The sequence below is a fragment of the Croceicoccus hydrothermalis genome, from assembly GCF_022378335.1.
Lineage (GTDB): Bacteria > Pseudomonadota > Alphaproteobacteria > Sphingomonadales > Sphingomonadaceae > Croceicoccus > Croceicoccus hydrothermalis.
Genome location: NZ_JAIQCI010000074.1, coordinates 1 through 1,709 on the forward strand (window position 1 = coordinate 1; position 1,709 = coordinate 1,709).

Here is a 1,709-nt window from a genome sequence, read left to right on the forward strand (position 1 = left end):
CTGTCATCAAATGGCACTCCTCACGCTACGGACCTCAAACCGCCCAATCACGCGGCCAAAGTCAGAGTTGTTGCGGGTGTCCAGATCGCTTCCAGCGGGCGCTGTCCCAAAGGCCTGCTCCGATGAAGTGATGCAACCGGTCATAGGCGATGGAATCCAAGCGAGCCGCCATTGGCTGGATGCTCTTGCGATCACCCGGCCAATCAGACCGGCGATATAGGCCGGACACATCCGTCGCCTTGTCTCGTTACCCAGCCCTCCCAGATATGGTGCGAGCCAACGCTCCTGATCCGCCCGCCAGTCCTCGACCATCGCCAGCCTCCACGAAAGCAGGCTCCCTATGAATCACGCACCTTGCCTCGGGGGGGGGGCAAAAATCATACTTCTGCCAAAGTAGTGCTAGTTGTCTTGGTCAGCCTGCAGCGCATTCATCACTTCAAGATGTTGGACCGAACGGTTATCTCTGTGCTGGTCGAGCGTCTCGAGAAGCTGCGACAGCAGCGATCGCAACCGATCGAGTTGCTCGGCAGAGAACGCTTTCTGAGCGTCTGCCTCCATCGCCTTGGCCTTTGCGAAAAGCCCGATCATTGTCTCGCGACCGGCTTTTGTCAGAGCGATGCGCGCATCCTTTGCCAGCTCAATATGCCCGTCGGTCACCAGCCTTTGAATGTCGTCTTCCGTCCATTGCCAGCCTGACGCTTCCAATATGGAGTTCACCTCCTCGACAGTAGCCGCCCCCCCCTGCATCAGCACCGAGAGCGCGTAGTGATCGACCTGTGACAGGCCAAGTCCACTAGCCTCGAGCCGGACATCGTCGGTGAGCATGAAATAAGCGCGCGCGATGAGATAGTTGAGGTCGCGCCGATTTTGGCCGCCGCCGCCGGGGAACGTCTTGCGCGCATATTTCCCCCGGTGGAACAACAGAGGCTCCTTCTCCGACTGCTCGAGATCCAGGACTTCGCCGACAAATATGATGTGGTCGCCGCCATCGTATCGATAGGCCGTCCGGCATTCGAAGCGCGCAGCACAATCTTGCAGGAGCGGGACTCCGCCTTCGCTCTTTTTAAATTTCATTCCCTCGAACTTGTCGATACCAGGAGTGGCGAACCGGTTCGAAAGCGATTCCTGGTCGGCGCCGAGAATATGGACAGCAAAAGCGTCCACACTCATGAATGCCTCAATATTTGAGGACTTTTTCGCAAGGCTCCACAGTACCAGAGGCGGATCAAGTGACACCGAATTGAAACTGTTCGCAGTGAGCCCGATATTCCGTCCATCGTGGCTCGTTGTCACGATGGTCACCCCAGTGGCGAAACTACCAAGTGCGTCTCTCAATAATTTTGAATCGATCACTGTTTGCCTTTCGCCTCGTGGAAGGTGCCTGCCGCCCCGCATTCAAATGAACTCTACAGACCCCTCCCGCTCTTCCACCTTCCTAGGGATAGGAACCGGTTAGCCCACGGTGTCGAAGGACGGACTATGCGGTTCGAAATTGAACAAAGGTCTCGACAACTTCGTCGGACTGTAATGCTGGTCGAGTTGAGCGTCGTTGACGTGATGTGACGTGATGTCGTGGACGGCCTCTGCATCAGCGTAGCTGTGCCATGATGTGGCCGTTGTAGGTCCATGTGTGGACGGCCTCTGCTGCGCAAGGGTTTTCTGCACTGATGATTTCGGTCGGGTGCATCCATGTGTTCGGCCTGTTTGCG

1 protein-coding gene and 1 pseudogene are annotated in these 1,709 nt (G+C 56.8%); both read right to left on the reverse strand.

What is annotated here, in order from left to right:
- Positions 1 to 97: 97 nt before the first annotated feature.
- Positions 98 to 312, reverse strand: a pseudogene (locus K4G67_RS17310) (transposase); the annotation flags it as partial.
- Positions 313 to 399: 87 nt separating this feature from the next.
- Positions 400 to 1,395, reverse strand: a complete 996-nt coding sequence (locus K4G67_RS17315; RefSeq protein WP_083988093.1) for a flavin reductase family protein — start codon at positions 1,393 to 1,395, stop codon at positions 400 to 402.
- Positions 1,396 to 1,709: the final 314 nt, after the last annotated feature.